This window comes from Alkalimonas mucilaginosa (assembly GCF_036327005.1).
Classification (GTDB): domain Bacteria; phylum Pseudomonadota; class Gammaproteobacteria; order Enterobacterales; family Alteromonadaceae; genus Alkalimonas; species Alkalimonas mucilaginosa.
Genome location: NZ_JAUGZK010000013.1, coordinates 64,353 through 82,323, shown reverse-complemented (window position 1 = coordinate 82,323; position 17,971 = coordinate 64,353). Strand labels below are relative to the sequence as shown.

At 52.3% G+C, this 17,971-nt stretch carries 13 protein-coding genes; 2 read left to right on the top strand and 11 right to left on the bottom strand.

Going from position 1 to position 17,971, the window contains the following annotated elements:
* Positions 1–38 precede the first annotated feature (38 nt).
* The 9 genes from QWF21_RS14875 to QWF21_RS14835 form a co-directional block, all read right to left on the bottom strand.
* Complete coding sequence (locus QWF21_RS14875) at positions 39–2,135, bottom strand: peptidase domain-containing ABC transporter (protein ID WP_330088829.1); 2,097 nt, start codon at positions 2,133–2,135, stop codon at positions 39–41.
* On the bottom strand, positions 2,135–3,376 hold the full coding sequence (locus tag QWF21_RS14870) for an HlyD family secretion protein (protein WP_330088828.1): 1,242 nt from the start codon (positions 3,374–3,376) through the stop codon (positions 2,135–2,137). Before QWF21_RS14870 ends, QWF21_RS14875 begins: the two co-directional genes overlap by 1 nt.
* Positions 3,377–3,536: 160 nt before the next feature.
* Positions 3,537–3,773 carry a hypothetical protein gene (locus tag QWF21_RS14865; RefSeq protein WP_330088827.1) on the bottom strand — a complete coding sequence of 79 codons (237 nt, stop codon included), beginning with the start codon at positions 3,771–3,773 and terminating at the stop codon, positions 3,537–3,539.
* A gap of 152 nt (positions 3,774–3,925) precedes the next feature.
* Positions 3,926–7,075, bottom strand: a complete 3,150-nt coding sequence (locus tag QWF21_RS14860) for a lantibiotic dehydratase (RefSeq protein ID WP_330088826.1) — start codon at positions 7,073–7,075, stop codon at positions 3,926–3,928.
* Positions 7,076–7,099: 24 nt separating this feature from the next.
* The gene (locus tag QWF21_RS14855; RefSeq protein ID WP_330088825.1) at positions 7,100–8,296 is read right to left on the bottom strand and encodes a lanthionine synthetase LanC family protein; all 1,197 of its coding nucleotides are present in this window, start codon (positions 8,294–8,296) and stop codon (positions 7,100–7,102) included.
* An 84-nt stretch (positions 8,297–8,380) separates the two neighbouring features.
* Complete coding sequence (locus QWF21_RS14850; RefSeq protein WP_330088824.1) at positions 8,381–8,575, bottom strand: hypothetical protein; 195 nt, start codon at positions 8,573–8,575, stop codon at positions 8,381–8,383.
* A 130-nt stretch (positions 8,576–8,705) separates the two neighbouring features.
* On the bottom strand, positions 8,706–8,891 hold the full coding sequence (locus QWF21_RS14845) for a hypothetical protein (RefSeq protein WP_330088823.1): 186 nt from the start codon (positions 8,889–8,891) through the stop codon (positions 8,706–8,708).
* Between the two features lie 566 nt (positions 8,892–9,457).
* A complete protein-coding gene (locus QWF21_RS14840; RefSeq protein WP_330088822.1) occupies positions 9,458–10,060 on the bottom strand; it encodes a redoxin domain-containing protein in 603 nt (200 codons plus the stop codon).
* Positions 10,061–10,128: 68 nt separating this feature from the next.
* Complete coding sequence (locus tag QWF21_RS14835) at positions 10,129–12,204, bottom strand: protein-disulfide reductase DsbD family protein (protein WP_330088821.1); 2,076 nt, start codon at positions 12,202–12,204, stop codon at positions 10,129–10,131.
* 263 nt (positions 12,205–12,467) lie between these two features.
* On the opposite strand from QWF21_RS14835, the gene QWF21_RS14830 reads away from it, so the two are divergent.
* A complete protein-coding gene (locus QWF21_RS14830; protein WP_330088820.1) occupies positions 12,468–13,355 on the top strand; it encodes a LysR substrate-binding domain-containing protein in 888 nt (295 codons plus the stop codon).
* A gap of 106 nt (positions 13,356–13,461) precedes the next feature.
* Positions 13,462–13,971: a hypothetical protein gene (locus QWF21_RS14825; protein ID WP_330088819.1), complete on the top strand. Its 510-nt coding sequence runs from the start codon at positions 13,462–13,464 to the stop codon at positions 13,969–13,971.
* Between the two features lie 109 nt (positions 13,972–14,080).
* Here QWF21_RS14825 and QWF21_RS14820 read toward each other — a convergent pair whose 3' ends face one another.
* The gene (locus QWF21_RS14820) at positions 14,081–15,217 is read right to left on the bottom strand and encodes an AAA family ATPase (RefSeq protein ID WP_330088818.1); all 1,137 of its coding nucleotides are present in this window, start codon (positions 15,215–15,217) and stop codon (positions 14,081–14,083) included.
* Positions 15,218–15,319: 102 nt separating this feature from the next.
* Positions 15,320–17,953, bottom strand: a complete 2,634-nt coding sequence (gene ppc, locus QWF21_RS14815) for a phosphoenolpyruvate carboxylase (RefSeq protein ID WP_330088866.1) — start codon at positions 17,951–17,953, stop codon at positions 15,320–15,322.
* Positions 17,954–17,971 lie beyond the last annotated feature (18 nt).

Sequence of the window (17,971 nt, the reverse complement as noted above, 5' to 3'; positions counted from 1 at the left end):
TGCTTTTGCCCATATAAAGCATTGTTTAGCAATGATTTTTATATTTGATGCGCGTTTAATTCAATCACCCTATCTACCGAGGCAATTGTCTCTGGCCGGTGAGCGATCACCACCCGGGTGATGTGCAATTGCTGAATGGCTTTGCTGACATAGGACTCCGTTTTGGTATCCAAATGACTGGTCGCCTCATCCAAAAACAGAATTTGCGGTTGTCGGTACAACGCCCGGGCCAGCAGAATACGTTGTTTTTGCCCGCCCGACAGCGCTGAGCCCATATCGCCAATCAGGCTGTTGTAGCCCATCGGCATCTGCTCGATGTCCTGGTGCACCGCGGCCATTTGGGCGCATTCCACGACCCGGCGCATATCGTACTGCTCTTCAAAAAACACAATGTTGTCGCGAATGGAGCCGGATAGCAGCTGATCATCCTGCATCACCGCAGCTATCTGGCGCCGGTAATTGGCCAACCCCAACTGCGGCAGTGGTATGTCATCCACCAGCACCTCACCCTTTGATGGCTGCAACAAGCCCAGCATCACCTTCATCAGAGTAGTTTTACCACAACCAGAAGGGCCAACCAGAGCCACAGACTCACCGGGTTCAATCACCAGGCTAACATCCTGCAACACCGGCTTGGTGACATCGCTGTAGGAGAAGTCAATGTTACGCAGCTCCAGCCGACCTTGCAGTACCCGCTGCTCACGCTCCTGTGCCGGATGCACCTGCTCTTTGGCGGTCAGGGCAATATCCCCCAAACGCTCAAAGTGCAGACTGAGCATACGGAACTGAATCATCTTTTCTACCAGGCGCGCCATTCTGTCCATAAACTGACTTTTGTACGCTATAAAGGCAAACAGCATCCCGGTACTAAAGCCACCATCAATAACCAGCAGCGCCGCCAGATACACCACCAGAATATTCTCCAGGCCAAACAGCAGCCGATTAACCGTCTGATAGGAAATATTGAAGACACCAAGGCGAATGGATTGATTGGTCGCATCAATAAAATGGTTCTGCCACAACCCTTCCCGCTTGGCTTCTGAACCAAAGAGTTTAATGGTCTGGATACCGCGTACTGTCTCCATAAAGTTGGAGTTTTCTTTCGCCTGAGCCAGAATCTCCTGCTCAGACACAGCACGCAGTGAACGATACATCACTAACCGAAAGCCGGCATACAACAACACGGCCGCCAGTACGACCAGACTCAGCATTGGGCTGTAGATAAGAATTACAGCCAAAATCGCAACCGCCATCAGGCCATCGATTAAAGCTTCAATAACCCCGGTAGTTAACAGCTCACGCACCTGGCGCAACGAGCCAAAACGGGAGACCACATCACCCATATGGCGCTTTTCAAAATAGCTTAGCGGTAAACGGATTAAGTGATGAAATAAGTTACCCGCCATCTGGATATTCAGTAAGTTGCCAAAATGCAACAATACGAACCCCCGCACTGCGCTGGTGGCCACTTCAAACAACAGCACCAGCGCAAAGCCAAGCGCCAGTACCAGTAACAAGCTGGTATCGCTGGTTAAAATCACATCATCGATGACCAGTTGCATGTAATAGGGTGCAACCAGAGTAAACACCTGCAACAAAATGGATAAGGTAAAAAGCAACAGCAAAGAACGCTTCAGGCCAGTAATTTTTGTCCAGAAATTGGCCAAACCCAACCGACTTTGACCGGGTTTAAGCTTGAACTCATTGGTTGGTAACAACTCCAGTGCTACACCGGTAAAGTGTTTACTGGCTTCTTCCAGCGTCAGCTTGCGCAGCCCCATGGCCGGATCGTGAATAATGACATGCCTGGCCTGCACTGCTTTTAACACCACAAAGTGATTCAAATCCCAGTGCAAGATGCAAGGTGTCTTAAGTGCTGCCAAATCCTCCAGCTCAATTCTAAGTGGCCGGCTTGATAGTTGCAGCTTTTCGGCAAAATTCATCAGATCGAGCAAGGTACAACCTTCAATGGACAGGGAGAATTTTTGCCGCAATTCATTCAGGCTGGCCTGGTAACCATGAAAACCCGCCACCATCGCCATACAGGCAAGACCGCACTCCGCCGCTTCGGTTTGGTGCACCATCGGCAGGCTACTTCGCTGCCAGAATGTCAGTTTCTCGGTCATGGCCTGCATTACAACTGTCCTTTCAAGCTATAAATCGGATCAAACAGCCACTGCAACAGGCTGCGACGCTCGGTGATAATATCGCCATCCAGGGTCATACCCGCCCGTAGTGGCAAGTCACGATTGTAAGCCTGGATCTGCTGCGCAGACAGCTGCACCCGCACCCGGTAACTGGGCTCCTGCAACGTCATCTCTGGCACTTCCTCGGGTAACAGGACGGTATGGCTCACCTCCCGCACCTGCCCCTGATGCACACCAAACCGTTCATAGGGAAATGCATGAAAACGCAACCGGACATCCTGGCCAGGTTCAATAAACGCAATGGCGCTGGTTGGGACATAGACGATAGCTTCCAGTTCGGCCCCTTCGGGCAATAAACTCAACACACTATTGCCCGCATTCATAAAATGGCCAGGCCTAGGCAAAATGCCACTGACGGTACCGGCCTTCGGCGCTCGGATCATGCTGCTTTGCTCATGCTGCAAGCGTGTCAGTTGATTACGCAGCTCTGAGATTTGATTATCCAGTTGTGCCAGCGTGGCCTGGTGCTCCAGCGGTAGCTGTTGTTGCAGACTTTGCTGTTGCTTTAACTGCTCTTGCAGGGTGAGTTGCTGGCCTTGCAGAACCTGATCCTGTTGCTGCAACGACAACAGCGTATCTTGCTGCCTGCTGAGCTCCAGATTGGAAATAAAACCAGTGCCGGATAGCTGTGAAAGCTGCTCCACCAAATGCTGATTTAACGCTAAGCGCTGCTGAAAAGTCGCTTGCTGTTGCAGCACTTGCTCAAGCTGTTGCTCCAGGTTCAGCACCCGCTCATTGATTTCTTGTGTCCGAATGCTAAAACGGCTTAACTCCTGCTGTTTTTGCTGCTGCAGGTTGGCCAGAATAGCAGCCAGCTCCTGTTGCAGTGAAGCATTCAGCTCGGAATGCTCTGAGGAGAAATGTTGCATGGTTAGCTGCAGCAAGGGTTGACCGGCTTCCACCCAATCGCCTTCCTGCACCAATAATTGCTCCACAGTACCGGACTGAGAGGCTTGCACCCGAATCACTCCCTGCTGTGGCTGCAATACACCAAAGACCACCGCTTTGCGGCTGTAACTGCCACTCAGCAGGAAAATCAGCGAGCACACCACAATAAAGGCGATCAAGCCAGTAAGCCAGGCAAAAGCAGGCACTTGCACCAAACTGACTTCACCTTGCATGCGTGCACTTTGCTGGGTCAGGACCTGTTCACGGAAAAGAGATTTCATACCCGCTCTGTCGCCTCACAATTCCAGCTTATCACTGACACATACCCCGGTAAGAATTCTGCTGTAAAAAGCACTTAAGGATCCTGATTCATCCTACATAATGGATGTAACTATAACACAAGCAAAAAGTGAACCTGTCAACCGACAGGTTCAGCTTGTTTTAACACTCTACGGTATGGCAAGGGATGGTTTTACAAGCCACAGCATAGGACGGGCCGCACTCAATCAAAGTATCGCAGTTGTATTGTGAGATTGTATTGCAGTCCAGATGGCCTGTGCAGCCACGCTCTGACGGAAAGCCCTGCCCCGCCGCGACTTGAGGTGTCAGGCCAATGGGCAACTGCGCAGAGTCCATCGACAAGTTGATTAACGTCTTTTTTTGTAAGGTAAGCTTCATACGATTCTGTTCCTTTGGGTTACGATTACTTAAACCAGTACTACTACTTTAATTACGTATTGGCCAGGTGAGTCCATAGCCTTGCACAACTTACTTTTCGGGCTATCAGACCTGTCGGATGGATCATCCAGACTCGATATCAACGACAACTGTTAGCCAGCATGCTGTTGTTGCCGTTGCTGTTTACTTTGCTCCGCCAGATACAAGCGCCGTAAAAAGTCATACACCACAAACTCCTGCTCACGACCGTAGGCTTTAAAAATTCGGTTGTTAAACATATGCAGCAGCGAATGCATTAACGAATCCAGCGAACAACTAAGCTGCGCTTGCTGTTGCAACACTAATAGCTCTGCAGTAATTGGGCCCAGCTGTTGCAACAACTGCTGTCTGAGCTGCAGCATCTGTTGCAATGGCTGTTCGTTGCTGCCTGTTGCCAGCGCCCGGAAGTCTTGTTCTATCTGTGAACTGTATTCACGATACTTCTTGCCCAGTTGCGTGCGCAGCTGCGCATGCTCCTGAAATTCCTGCCCGAAGCCCTGTCGCAACTCACTAATCAGCGCCAACTTTTGTCCCGCCTGATAACCAAAGGCTGTCAGCAGAGCGTCCACCCCCTGTAGTGCCATGCGCCAGCGAACCGACTCGCCATATTCACGAATTAGTGCCAAGGTATCGAGCACCAAACTGCTATCGACTTGAAAAAGCCGCTCGACCCACACCATAGCGGCATCGCCACCATAGCGCTCAACCTCACGTTGATAGGTAAACAGCTCGGTTTTATGCAGCCGGCCACTTTCCAACCAGGGAGCCAGTCGCTGCTGTAACAGCGGCAGTACCTGGCCATAGAGCATGGCAGGTTCACCACGCAGGCGTACTCGCAGATGCCAGTCCGGATCGCCATAGCGAATAAAAAACCATTGCGTAAACAGCCCCTGTTGCTGACACTGCTTTAGGAAAGGAGCCAGGATATCGCTTAGCACCAGCTCAGCCGTACTCTGAGCGGCATAAATTTTAAGACTTAGCCACTGTGAACCAGGTGCAAAGCGACGTTGGATGGTCATTCCCAACTGCCTGGCCGGATTGGGGTGCAAGGTAGTAAAAGGTTTGGCCTTAGGGTTTAACAGCGGCACAATGATTTCATGCACAAAATCCTCATCCCCAGTGCGCACCGCACTCTGATATTGCATGGCCAGGGATTCTTTTAGCAGAACTTTTTGCTGACTTTTTGTTTCATCCAGTAAAGCAGTAAGCAACAGCGGATTTTGCAGGTCTATGGTCAGCACATTATCGCTGACCGCATAGCAGACATAACGGGGTAACTGATAGCGCTGCTCCAGTGCATGCCAGGCTTCCGGTTGCCAGATGTCATCAATCACCAAAGCTTGCAGCAGGCTGCGATCTACCAGCCACTGCGCCTCATGTAAGATGAGATTATCCAATTGCACCCTTGGCTGCTGCTCCATCTGCATAAAGCTGGCAGGGGCATTAAAATATGGCAATCTGCCTTGTTGATGCTGCAGCATGCAAAGAAAGCGGTACAAGCCCAGACTTCGTGCGGAGTAATTATGTGCAGAGCTAAGCCGGGGAATCACTTGTTTATTGAGCCGGCGTGACCACAGTTTCACCTGCCCGGACTCGACAAAAACATAGAGATCCTGCAGCTGAATCTGCTGCTGTTCCGGCAAAGCCGAATCGGCTAAAAACACAATCTCATACTGACGCAGTGCTGGTCTTGCAATCACATTGCCTGGCCTGCCATCAGGCATATGCACCACCTCGGCAAACACCACATCGGGCGACAAGGCTTCTTCTGCGGCTAAATAAGCACGCACCTTCTGCTCTAAGCCATCGTCCAAATGGCAGAAGCGCCCCAGCAAATTGGCACCAGAAGGCCCTGAACAGCCATGGAAATGCAGCAATGGCTGCCCTTCGTTATCAAGATAGCAACTGATATTGGCCGCAAAGGATGCCGGCAGCTGTTGCCATAAGGTCTCACTATTGGCCTGGGCTAAAAGGTCATCGCTGCTTAATTGAATAACGGCTACTCGCGCCTGTTGCTGCATGGCTGATAACAGCTTCTGTTCCAGCGCATTTTGCGGCTGGTTTTTGCCACTGCGTCGCCGGCTGGCAATATGGATGCCTGCCAGTAATGGCGTTTCATAACCCGTATCACTGGAGTAAGGAATACCCGCTTCATCATCCAGCAATTGCAACAAAGGTACAAACTGACCTTCAAAACGCTGCTGGAAACTGCCGATAAACTCTTTAAATGAGCTTTCAGCTGGTGAGCTCTGAGCTTTTAATGCCAGCAATGCTTTTTCCAGCACCGTGACCACACCCTTATCCAACTGGTTCTGCATCATCGCCCGGTAAGTATCGGTCTGAAATAATTTATTTTCCGACACCGGATACACTAGCTGCTTGAGTTGCTGCACAATGGCCTGATAATCATCTGGCTGTGCAGCTTGTTGCTGATCTATCCAGGCCAACCGTTCCAAAGCAGCCTGTAGCTGAGTACTATCCTCGAGATTTCCAGCCTGAAGTAACTGCTGCAGAAATGCCTGATCCGGCTGACCGCTGGTTAAGGGCAGCTTCAGCTCGGCCACCAGCACTTGCTCTTGAATCAACTGTCGGACATAGTCCGCAATATCGTCTTTTGCAGCATCAGGAAAATCGGCACTAAATTGCTGGATCAACTCCGCTTCTGTCATGCATGCTGTGGCAAGCCGTAACATGGCCTCCAGTGCTTCATCACGTTCTACCGAGCTCAGTCGATACTGCCGCTGCGCAGACGATTGATACGATTCAATGTAGTGCATAAAGGCACCTAATGGGTACAAGGTGGTATTGGGCTGGTAGCGGAGCTGCTTGCGCCCATCATCACTCTGTGCCCATTGCAGTTGCATAGTGCTCAGATAATGCATGTCCAAACGGGTTTTGCGTTTATCCTGCAGCAAATCACCCGGCATTAGCCGGCTGCTTTCAGCAAACTCTCCCAGCGCAACACCGGCAAAAAGCCCAAAAGGGGTAGGCCGGCAGCTCATGCGAATCAAGTACTTTAACAAAGCGGCAGTCACTTTACGGCCTGATTTGCTGTCTGGCTTGCTGCGCCAAAGTTCAAGTCGCTCGGCCAAAGACGGGCTGGCCAGATAGATGGCCTCAAGTACCCCAGGAGACGCTAACCAACTGGCCAAATAATCTTGCAAAGCCAGGTTCGTTTTGGGGAGTTGTTTGATTTTACTCACACTAAGGCGCGTCAGTCTGACCACATGAAAGTCAGCGATAAGGGTGGTTTTACTGCTCATAGCATTCCTTTCTTATTCTTTTTATCAGGCCAGCAATAGCGCATCGATCCAATCCGGCTCTTGGCCAGCGGCAACCAATAAACAGAGACCTACCCCTGCATAGCCACTTAAGAATGAGTAATCTTCTTCAAAGTGCAGATTATCCGGCCCATCTTTTAATTTGTTAAAGCCCGCCAAGCCTTGTTTTTCAAAACGCGACAACACAAAGTCTCGCCAATGAGCCGATGCAGCAGCTATTTCTGGGTGAGGGTAATAACGCTGTAACAAGCTAAAAATGACGATAAGACCAGCGGCGCCATGGCAAAGCCCGGCATCCTGAATCATGGCATCCGTCGGCCCCCTGCTGCTGGCGTGCAGGCTGATAGCCTGTGCCAGTTTGGAATAGCCCGGCTCAGACAGCAAGGCACCTGCCCGAAACAGAGTCAACGCGATGGTAAGATCGCCATAACACCAACCCAGCCTGGATTTTGCAGGGTACCCCGCCAGATTAGCGTAATAACTGCCATAGGTAGCTGGATCCTGCTGCTGTTTCACCAGCCAGTGACAGCCTGCACGCAGTACTTTGGTCGCCTTAAGCTTGCAATCCTCTTCATCTAAATGAGGAATTAATGCAATCAGTGCGGCCAGTATTCCCGGCACGCCATGAGCCAAACCTAAGTTAAACTCTTGCTCATCTTTATCTTCCACCAAACGATAGGCTGACGTTGGCTGTGTGGGCCAGGAGCACTCATTTTCATGAAAAAAGTGAGCTCTGGCGATGAGCTCTGCAACAAGACTCTCAATCAACTGCTTACCCTGTCCATGATGTGCGCGTCTTGCTGCGTAAGCCGCAATACCATTTAACCCCAGCACATATTCAAACTCAGCATTGCCCTGTGCAGAGAGCACATAGTCATGCAATACAGTGTCGCTGTTGGCATTAAACTCAGCCTGATACTCCGTATCATTCAGTATGACTTCGTAAAACCAGGCAATACCGGAAAGTCCATGGCCAAAGCACATGGCATAGGGCACTTCCATATTCGGTGATAAATCAGCAAGCAAGTCTTCAAACTGGCTTTCAGAAATGAGGCCGGGGATCCAACGCGCGGCATACCATAAAAATAACAGCTGGCCGGCACGGCCTGATAAAATCCCTGGCTGAGAGGGGGGATGCATATTGTCGGTAATATGCGCAGTCAGCAATGCAATAATGTTTTTAATTTTGGTTGTATCAGCCACAAAGCTTAACTCCTACACAGCCTGTTAAGATAAACGAAAGCGAGAGGAGAGCCTCTCGCTTTACTCCCTATCACCCAAGAATAATCAAGGGATTTGACAGCATGCATTGGTCCAGCCAAAGGGATCGGATGGACAGCCTGGTTGATTGGGGGTATCCCGAGTTGCGGGGATAGTCCCACCATCAAAACCACCACCAACTTGCGGGGTTAGCTCTTCAGGAAGTACCTTGTTATCATGTGACAAATTCACCAGTTGCGATTTTTTTAGATTTAGTTTCATTGTTGTTTCCTTTTGGTTTGCTATCACCTGCAAAAAGCAGGGACACCAGTCATAACAACTACAACTTAGCACAGCAATAGATACCAAAAATTATCATATATATATCACAACGAAAAACAAGGACCCAATATTAACAAGCAGCGGTCAACAGCTCCCTGATCGTTGCCGTAGTTTCGGTTGGAGGACATTCACTACTAACCGGTGAATGGCATTGAAGCGTATTTCCCCCTGCAACCTGTGGCGTAAGTTGCAGTGGTAAAACCAAGGTGTCTTCTGACAGGTTAAGCAATTGTTCTTTTTTTAATTGTAAGTTCATGTTGAAAATCCTCATTATCTGACTTCATCATCCATACTGGACTTAGTAAACGACATAAAAATGTGCCTGAATGCACACATAGCTATCATTGGGAGTGCCAGCAGAGCTGGCATTCTCCCTTAACGGCCTAAAAATCAGGGGATAATGCAACACCCTATGGTTGAACCATCCGGATTGGATACACATGTATCCATATTGGCAGTGATACAACCATTAAAGGGTGAAGATGGCATGGGGCGGGTACCACCGGCCACTTGCGGAGTTAACGCCTCTGGTAAGACTTTGTTATCTTGGGACAGGTTGACAAGCTCGGATTTTTTTAGATCTAACTTCATAGTTATTTCCTTCATTTTTAATTTTTGATGTTGCTTGAATCACATCAAGCAGCACATCAATATCAATGAAGACCCAGCAACACAACAATACGGAAGAATTTATCACTTAAATATCACATAAAACCAGCTTCGATATTGCTACAAAAATATCTACACTGGAGTAAAGAACACAAATGTGTTTACAAAGCAGGTACCAGCAGGCAACAAGGCCTGCTGGTTGATGATGATAGTTTAATACTTAATACTGCAGCCATAAGGGCGGGTGACTGGCTTGCTTACCGGCTGACCGGCGAGAACTTCATTGCCAGCATTGGCAAGGTAAGCCTCCGCCTTAGGAATATCAGCCGGATTGGCGGTTGGTATGCTATCAATACCGCCCATGTACAGCAGATTACCGTCGCTACCAATCACATACATATGCGGCGTAACACGGGCGTCATAGGCACGACCCATATCGCCGCTTTCATCCAATAGCACCGCTGCAGGCTGGGCACTGCGACTAGCGGTCAGCTCATTGGCTTTTTCCGGGCTAACATGGCCCTGGCTGCCTGGTTTAGATGAAATCACGCTTAGCCAGACCGTATCGGCATCCGCAAAGTGCTGCTGCAGGCCCTGCATGTTATCGCTGACGTAATGCTTCACTACAAAGGGACATTCGTGGTTGGTCCACTCCAGAATCACATTCTTGCCGGCAAAATCTGCCAGTGAATGGGTTTGGCCGTGGCTATCGACCACGGTAAAATCCGGAGCCGGAGCACCGATTTGTGGTGCGGCAGCCACCGCAGTCACGGTACCAGCCAGCGCCAGGGCGCTGAAAAGTTGCTTTAGTTTCATGGCATTACTCCGTTTCATTGTTAAATAAACAGCCACTACGGCTCTGGCTGCATAAAAAGTGTCAGGCGCTAATGACCTGACGTTGTATTTGCCAATTGTGCAAGCTGATCGCGAAGCGTATTTGGCGTTAAAATCTGCGGCAGAATTTTTGGCTCCTGTCCCGGCCAGTACAACACATACAAAGGCACACCATCGCGCTGATACTGTTGCAAATAAGCATGAATATCAGCACCTCTCAGCGTCCAGTCACCTTTTAAGTAGGTCACGCCATAGTCCGTCAGTGCCTGGCGGCTGCTGTCGGTATTAAGCGCCACCCGTTCATTGACCAGGCAAGTGATGCACCAGTCAGCGGTCATATTCACCAGCACCGGTTGCTGCTCCGCTTGCAGTTCAGCCAGGCGTGCCGGGCTCCAGGGTTCCCAATGCCGGTTTTCCGCACTTTGCAGCGCCCCCCCCTGCTGTGGCTGCAACAGCACTAGCAACAAGATGGCCAGCAAAGCAAACACCCAGCTCAGCTGCGGCGCCAACCGAAAGCCCTGCCCCAGTTGCTGACGCCCCCAGAGCCATAACGCAGCAGCCAGACAAACCAAACCCACCAGCACCAGCGCCTGCGCATCCACCCCGGCCTGACGGCCAAGTACCCACAGCAACCAGACCGTGGTTAAGTACAAAGGATACGCCAGCCATTGTTTGAGCGTATCCATCCAGGCACCTGGTTTAGGCAGTAAACGTGCCAGCCGGCGGCTGTAAGCCAGCAGCAAGAATGGCAACGCCATGCCAAAACCAAGGGCCAAAAACACCAGCAAGGCCACCGGTGCTGATTGGGTCACGGCATACCCCAGTGCTGCACCCATAAAAGGCGCGGTGCAGGGACTGGCCACAATCACCGCCAATACCCCGGTAAAGAACGAGCCCTTAGCGCCCTGCTGCTGACCAAGGTGTGATCCCAACTGCATTAAACGGCTGCCAAAGTGCACCAGCCCGGATAAACTCAAGCCCAGCGCAAAGAACAGGTAGGCCAGAGCCCCAACCAACCAGGGGTTTTGCAGCTGAAAGCCCCAGCCCACTGCAGCGCCTGCCGCCCGCAGGCCAATGAGTGCCAGGGCCAGTACTGCGAACATCGCCAGTACACCCAAGGTATAGCTCCAGGCATCGCGCTTTTGTTTGGCGGCATCGCCACTGCTGTTGGCCAGACTAATGGCTTTTAACGACAATACCGGAAAAACACAGGGCATTAAATTCAGGATCAGGCCGCCACCCGCCGCCAGCAGCAGCGCCAGTAAAAAGGCAGCCAGGCCAAAGTCGGTACCCGCCTGCGCAGCGCCAGCTGCATCCAACCGCTGCGCCTGCACCACGAAAGCCTGTGGGCCACTGGTCAGCACAATCTCAATCTGCTCTGGCGCCTGATGAAAGTAAGTGTTCTGTGGTTGGCGGATCAGCAAGCTGCCATCCTGCCAGCTGATCTCCTGCTCACGGGCATGCTCAACCAGATCGGTGGCCGCCACAAAAAAGGCGTCCACCAGCAAATCGTCTTGGGACTCGATCACTGCAGAAAACACACCATCCTGCAACTGATAGGAAGCAGTCCGCTGCAAAGCCACCGGCTGCGCTGCTTTACCTTGCTCAAACAGCGGACGGTAATGCTCCGACACTGCCGGCTGACGTGCCACCGCCAGCGGCAACTCAAACGCCATATCACCCGGAATACAGATTTCTTCGCACACCAGCCAGGAGGCGTCGGCTTTAACGAGCAAGCCGGTACCAGTGTAATTGGCCGGCAAAGTCACTTTGCTCAGCAGCACCGTGGAACCTTCAAAGCCGTAATTCATCAAGGGTGGGATGGAAAAAGCCTGTGGTGCTGGCCACTGAATATCAGAAACGGTCACCCCTTCTGGCAGCTGCCAGCGGATCTGGGTGGGCATCCCGGAGTCACCGGGGTTTTGCCAGTAGGTATGCCAATGCTCTTGCGGTAATAAGTGCAGCGCCAGCATAAATGTCTGGCCAGGAGATACCGTCTGGTGTGAGCTCACCAGCTCCACCTGAATATGCGGCGCCTGCTTCCAGCCCGTCGAAACCGCCTGCACACTGGTTGCAAGCACAGCAAGTAGCAAACACCAAAGAACCATCAATAGCTGTCGGATCATCGAATCACAAATCGTTTGGTTTGGCAGTTCAGTGTACGCCATCCTGGCGGGGGTAGATCAAGCGCTTAGGCTTTTCTGCGACTAGGCCCCAAGAAAAAACGACCAGCCCCGGTTGCACCAGCAAGGTGAATTGCACCAAAAAAGAGCGGTATACAGCCGGATTTTGGTTACAATGCTGACTAAAAGCAGGCAGAAAGAAAGGCACGAGTTTTGCTGTACCTTTTTGGCTAGTACTTTGGATATGACTATCAGGAGTTTTTTTAATGTCGACACGCCTGCCGCCCTTGCGAGGCCTGCGCTGTTTTTGTCTGGCTGCCGACAATCTCAGTTTCAAACATACCGCCGAACAGTTGTACATCACCCCGTCGGCGGTCAGCCACCAGATCAGGCAGTTGGAAGAGGATTTGGGCTTAAGTTTGTTTGTTCGAAAAACCAGGGCGCTGGAGCTGACTCCGGCTGGCAAGAGCTTTTATCTGGCCATTCAGCCTGTGATGCAGCAGCTGGTTCATACCATCAGCGAGTTCAGCCAAAATGCCGGCAGTAAGGAAGTCAGCATCAGTATGCCGGAATTTTTTGCCAGCGAACTCTTTATGCCACGTTTACGGGGGTGGTCGACGCAATACCCGGCCATTAACCTGCGGGTAGATACGGTGAAAACCCGCAGCGACCCGAGCCGGCCAACGGATGTGTCCATTATCCTTTCTGGCAGCCCGCCGCAGGCAGCCCTGTGCCATGAGCTTTTTGCCATCAGTTACCAACCCGCCTGCAACCCCAGCCTGTATGAACAATGTAGCCGGCTGGGGCTGGATGCACTCAATCAATTGCCTTTGCTGCTGCATCAATCCCGGCCCCATGCCTGGCATCAATGGGCTGAATTTGCCGGTATCGAGCATTTTCGCCCTAAACAAATCCTGCAACTCGACAGCATGTTTGGCATGGCACGGGCAGCAGAACAAGGATTGGGGATTGCACTGATCCCGATGCCGATCAGTCAGTCCTGGTTTCATAGCGGCGCTTTAGTGGCTCTGTTTGATGGCAGCTGGACTACCCGGGATAAGTATTACCTGATCCAACACCGGCAACAACCGGACCGGCCAGAAATCCAGTGGTTGATTGACTGGGTGCTGGCCAGTTTTGAGCAGTACAGATGAGTTTTGCTCAACCATCGGTCTTGTTTTTATCGTTTGTAGGATTGGGTGGGACTCTCTAAAGTTAGGACTGTCAGCACTTTTGGCTGACAGCAACTGGAGAATCACCATGAAAGCGAAACTTTCTTTGATTGTACAACCTGTGGCAGCCTTACTGCTTGCCTGCAACGCAGGCTTGGTGAGCGCCAGTGACCACTATCAGATGGCTATTGTCGAAGCAACGCCCGGCGCCAGCGCCATTCAACAGGGCGATGCAGCCAAAGGCCTGAGCACCTTGCACAGCAGCAAAGCCGATGGCGATGTTTTTGCCCGAACCATGGCGCTTTGTGTCGCCAACACCCAGCTAGCCGATATCAGCGTTGCCAGTTCGGCTTGTACCCGCGCCATCACGCTGGCTCGCAGCCAGGCTCAGGCTTCGGCAGCCGAGCGACGCGAAATGCAAGCGCTGGCACTCAGCAACCGCGGTGTGATGCACTGGGTGGCGCAGGATCTAGCCAAGGCGCAACAAGACTTTCAGCGCGCTGCTAAGCTGAGCGACAGCGAACTGGTGCAGCACAATCTGCAGCAGTTCTCATACCGCTTGCAAGGGCTGAACCAAAAGTTGGCTCTCGCGCAATAACCAACACAGTGGCTTAGTCCTTGATGGCAAGGTGATGTTGGAATGAAAGTGTGGCACCCTGCATTCTAGCATCACTGATGCGCGCTTCAGAATCACAGGCTGCGTTCTTTTAACGCATGCGGTCTGGCCAGGTCCAGGCAGGGGCATCCAACCAAGATTGATCTGCGATCAAAGTGACACCATCTTGTTGCAGCAATGGAATGTGGGAACAGGCTTTATCTTGCTGCAAAACAGCTCTCAGCCTGCTGGAGTGAGTCACCACGATGACTTGGGTATTGTCTGCCGCATGCATGATCAGCTTCCCAAGTGCCGCTAACAAATCCGGGTGCAGACTTGATTCCGGCTCGTTTAACACCATCAAAGCGGGTGGTCTGGGTGTCAGTAGTGCAGCCGCCCACAGTAGAAAGCGCAAGGTACCATCCGATAACTCCGCTGCGTTCAGTGGCCTGCGCAAACCGCTCTGATGCCACATCAAATGAAATTTACCATCCATCACATGGATCTCAACACGGCACCCCGGAAAGGCATGGTCAATTAAGGCATGCAAAGCTTTCACATCTCCTATTTCGGCGATGGTTTGCAGTGCTGATGCCAAATCACGACCATCATGATGCAACACTAAGGTTCTGCTGCCGAAATGAGCTTGCCGGGCCGGAGCATCCACATCCACCCGAAAGTGATCGTAAAAACGCCAACTGCGCATGCTCTCTCGTAAATTCATAATTTCAGGGCTTGTTTTGGCGTCTGCCAACGTATCGAAAATACTTCGGTAGGGAAGACAATGATGATGCATCATCTTCCAACCAGCGGCATCTCTTGATTGCACAACAGGACCATCACGATGCGCCAGGGCACTTGCCGGCCTGAGCTGCGGTCCATGCCAGATGGCTTCAAATTTAACTTCCGGATCACGGTCAAAAAAGGACAATGAAGGGACTGGCAAACCCAATACCATGCTGTAACCAAAATCCGAGCTTGAGAACCCCAGACGCAAGCGCTTGGGTTCTTTCGCGGACTGCCCCATCTCAGGCAAAAGAATCCCGGCCCAAAAAATGGAATCCAGCCCGCCCTCAGCTGCTATCTTGGCGGCCAATTGATTGGTCGCAGCTGACGCAAGCAAGCGAAGTGCCCGATACAGATTGGACTTTCCACTGCCATTTTCACCAGTGATCACATTCAGCTGCTGCAAAGGCAACCTAAGGCGAACAATCGAACGATAATTTTCAATGGCAATAGCGGTGAGCATGGTTTGTGTTCACGATGAGACCTGAAAGTTCGTGCTAGTTTAACACCGTTTTCCAGGACGTACCGCAATCGTCCAAATCCTGGGTGCCCTCGCGCATCAGCCCTACCCCGAATTCCGCATCCCTGCCGCAATACCGGCGATGGTGACCATCAAGGCACGCTGGATCTGCGAACTAAGCGTATCCGTCTGATGCCGCTGCCGGTGCAGCAGCTCCACCTGCAGCAGATGCAAAGGATCGACATAGGTATTGCGCAGCATAATGGACTCACGGATCCAGCTTTCATTTTCCATCAACTCACGGTGCCTGGTCAGGCTAAGCAGCAATTGCTGATCATGCGCCAGCTGCTGCCGCAATTGCTTGCCAAGCGCATGCAACTCGGTCGGCACCAAGCGCTGATCGTAATAAGCGGAAATGGCGGCATCGGCTTTTAAAAAGACCATTTCCAACATCGATAAGCGGGTCGCGAAAAACGGCCAGGCTTGCTGCATCTCGGTCAGCACTGCTTGCTCGCCTTGATCCAGCACCTGCTGCAGCGCATTGCCGGCACCCAGCCAGGCGGGCAACATCAAGCGGTTTTGTGACCAGGCAAAAATCCATGGAATAGCACGTAAACTCTCAACCCCGCCCTTAGGGTTACGTTTGGCGGGCCGGCTGCCAAGTGGTAACTGACCTAATTCCTGCTCTGGCGTTGCCGCCCGGAAATAACGGACAAAATCCGGATGCTCGCGCACCATAGCCCGATAAGCCCGACAAGAGCTTTCAGCCAGCTCTGTCATCACCCGGCGCCAGCTGGTTTTGGGCACCGGTGGTGGTAACAGCATGCCTTCCAGCACGGCACTGGCATAGAGGCTTAAACTACGTTCAGCCAGCTTGGGTAAACCAAACTTAAAGCGGATCATTTCGCCCTGCTCAGTGACCCTAAAACCGCCATCCAGGGATCCTGGTGGCTGTGACAAAATGGCGGCATGGGCCGGTGCTCCACCACGGCCAATGGTACCACCACGGCCGTGGAACAGGGTCAGCTGCACCCCGGCACCGGCACAGACCTGCACCAAGGCCTCCTGGGCGCTGTACTGTGCCCAGGCGGCAGCCAGCACTCCGGCATCCTTGGCCGAGTCCGAATAACCAATCATCACTTCCTGCTGGCCCTGAATGTAACCACGGTACCAGTCAATCGCCAGCAACTGCCGGATGCAATCCGGTGCCTGCTGCAAATCGCTTAGGGTTTCAAACAAAGGCGCCACCCGCATCGCAAAGCCTATGCCGGCTTCTTTTAGCAGCAATTGCACGGCCAACACATCCGAAGGCCTACCCGCCATCGAAATCACGTAGGTGCCCAAGGCCTCCTCGCCATGGCGGGCGACCATATCGCAGGTGTCCAACACCTCCTGCACCTCTTCGGAAGGTTGCCACTGCTTTGGAAAAAGCGGCCGCCGATTGGGCAGCTCGCGCAGCAGGAATGCCTGGCGGTCGTCTTCACTCCAGGCGCTGTAATCACCCAGCCCCAGATGGCGGGTCAGCTCGCTGAATACCCCGGTATGGCGGGCCGCGTCCTGCCGGATATCCAGTTTTAACAGCGTCACCCCAAAGCAATAAACCCGACGAATGGTATCCTGCAGCCGGCCATCGGCAATTTGTGCCATGCCACATTCACGCAAGGAGCGATCGCACAGCAGCAAAGGTTCCAGCAATTGCTCCTGCTGCCAGATTAGATCGGCCGGGCGCTGCAGCCGGTCCCGGTTCAGCGCTTCGGTCAGCCAATCACGGGTATAGCTCAGTTGTTGTTGTAATTGCTTCAGTACTGCCCGGTAAGGCTCAAAGGCGGCTTCACTGAGCTGCTGCAACTCATCACTGGCCTGGTTCATCGACAGCTCTTTGCTGAGCACATCCAGGTCCTGCATAAACAAATCGGCTGCTTTCCAGCGGCTTAACAGCAGAACCTGCCGCGTCACTTTGGCAGTAACAAAAGGGTTGCCATCACGATCCCCGCCCATCCAGGAGGCAAAACGCACCGGCGTGGCCGCAAGCGGCAGCGCCTGACCAGCAGCATCACGCATCCAGCTGTCCAGCTCGCGTAAAAAGGCCGGCACCGCCTGCCACAGTGAGCTCTCAATAATAGCAAAACCGGATTTGGCTTCATCGACCGGGGTTGGGCGCTGCTCACGAATTTCATTGGTAAACCACAGCTGAGCTATCAGCTCCTGCATCCTGTCACGCAGCCGCTGCTGCTGGCAATCGGCACGCTGCTGCTCCAGAGCCGTTAAGCAATCCGCTATTTCAGTAAGCTTATGGATCACAGTACGGCGCGATACTTCAGTCGGGTGTGCTGTCAGCACCAGCTCAATCGCTAACTTCTCCACCGCAGCTACAATCTCATCCGGAGCCAGGTTGGCGGCTTGCAAATGATTAAGCATCGCCTGCAAAGGCGCGGCCTGACGATCTTCTGCCAGTACTTCCTGGCTGGTACTGTGCTGCTGCTCCGCCAGGTTAGCCAAATTGAGAAAATGAGCAAAAGCACGAGCAACAGGCAGCAATTCCTCATCGCTTAATGATTGCAGCAGTTGCTTCAACTGCTGCTCTTGCCCGAGGTCACCTGCCCGCGCCTCTTTCGACAACTGGCGGATTTGCTCTATGCGCTGATACACCGTCTCACCCAATTGCTGGCGGATCAAATCACCTAACTGGGTTCCCAGTAAACCAACATTGGCCCGCAAGGCCGCATAATGTTCCATGATTCTCTCCACACCGTTTGC

What these genes read in the sequence shown, in the direction of transcription:
- QWF21_RS14875 (WP_330088829.1), bottom strand. Translation starts at nt 2,135, where the DNA reads ATGCAGGCCATGACCGAGAAACTGACATTCTGGCAGCGAAGTAGCCTG.
- QWF21_RS14870 (WP_330088828.1), bottom strand. Translation starts at nt 3,376, where the DNA reads ATGAAATCTCTTTTCCGTGAACAGGTCCTGACCCAGCAAAGTGCACGC.
- QWF21_RS14865 (WP_330088827.1), bottom strand. Translation starts at nt 3,773, where the DNA reads ATGAAGCTTACCTTACAAAAAAAGACGTTAATCAACTTGTCGATGGAC.
- QWF21_RS14860 (WP_330088826.1), bottom strand. Translation starts at nt 7,075, where the DNA reads ATGAGCAGTAAAACCACCCTTATCGCTGACTTTCATGTGGTCAGACTG.
- QWF21_RS14850 (WP_330088824.1), bottom strand. Translation starts at nt 8,575, where the DNA reads ATGAAACTAAATCTAAAAAAATCGCAACTGGTGAATTTGTCACATGAT.
- QWF21_RS14845 (WP_330088823.1), bottom strand. Translation starts at nt 8,891, where the DNA reads ATGAACTTACAATTAAAAAAAGAACAATTGCTTAACCTGTCAGAAGAC.
- QWF21_RS14840 (WP_330088822.1), bottom strand. Translation starts at nt 10,060, where the DNA reads ATGAAACTAAAGCAACTTTTCAGCGCCCTGGCGCTGGCTGGTACCGTG.
- QWF21_RS14835 (WP_330088821.1), bottom strand. Translation starts at nt 12,204, where the DNA reads ATGATCCGACAGCTATTGATGGTTCTTTGGTGTTTGCTACTTGCTGTG.
- QWF21_RS14830 (WP_330088820.1), top strand. Translation starts at nt 12,468, where the DNA reads ATGTCGACACGCCTGCCGCCCTTGCGAGGCCTGCGCTGTTTTTGTCTG.
- QWF21_RS14825 (WP_330088819.1), top strand. Translation starts at nt 13,462, where the DNA reads ATGAAAGCGAAACTTTCTTTGATTGTACAACCTGTGGCAGCCTTACTG.
- QWF21_RS14820 (WP_330088818.1), bottom strand. Translation starts at nt 15,217, where the DNA reads ATGCTCACCGCTATTGCCATTGAAAATTATCGTTCGATTGTTCGCCTT.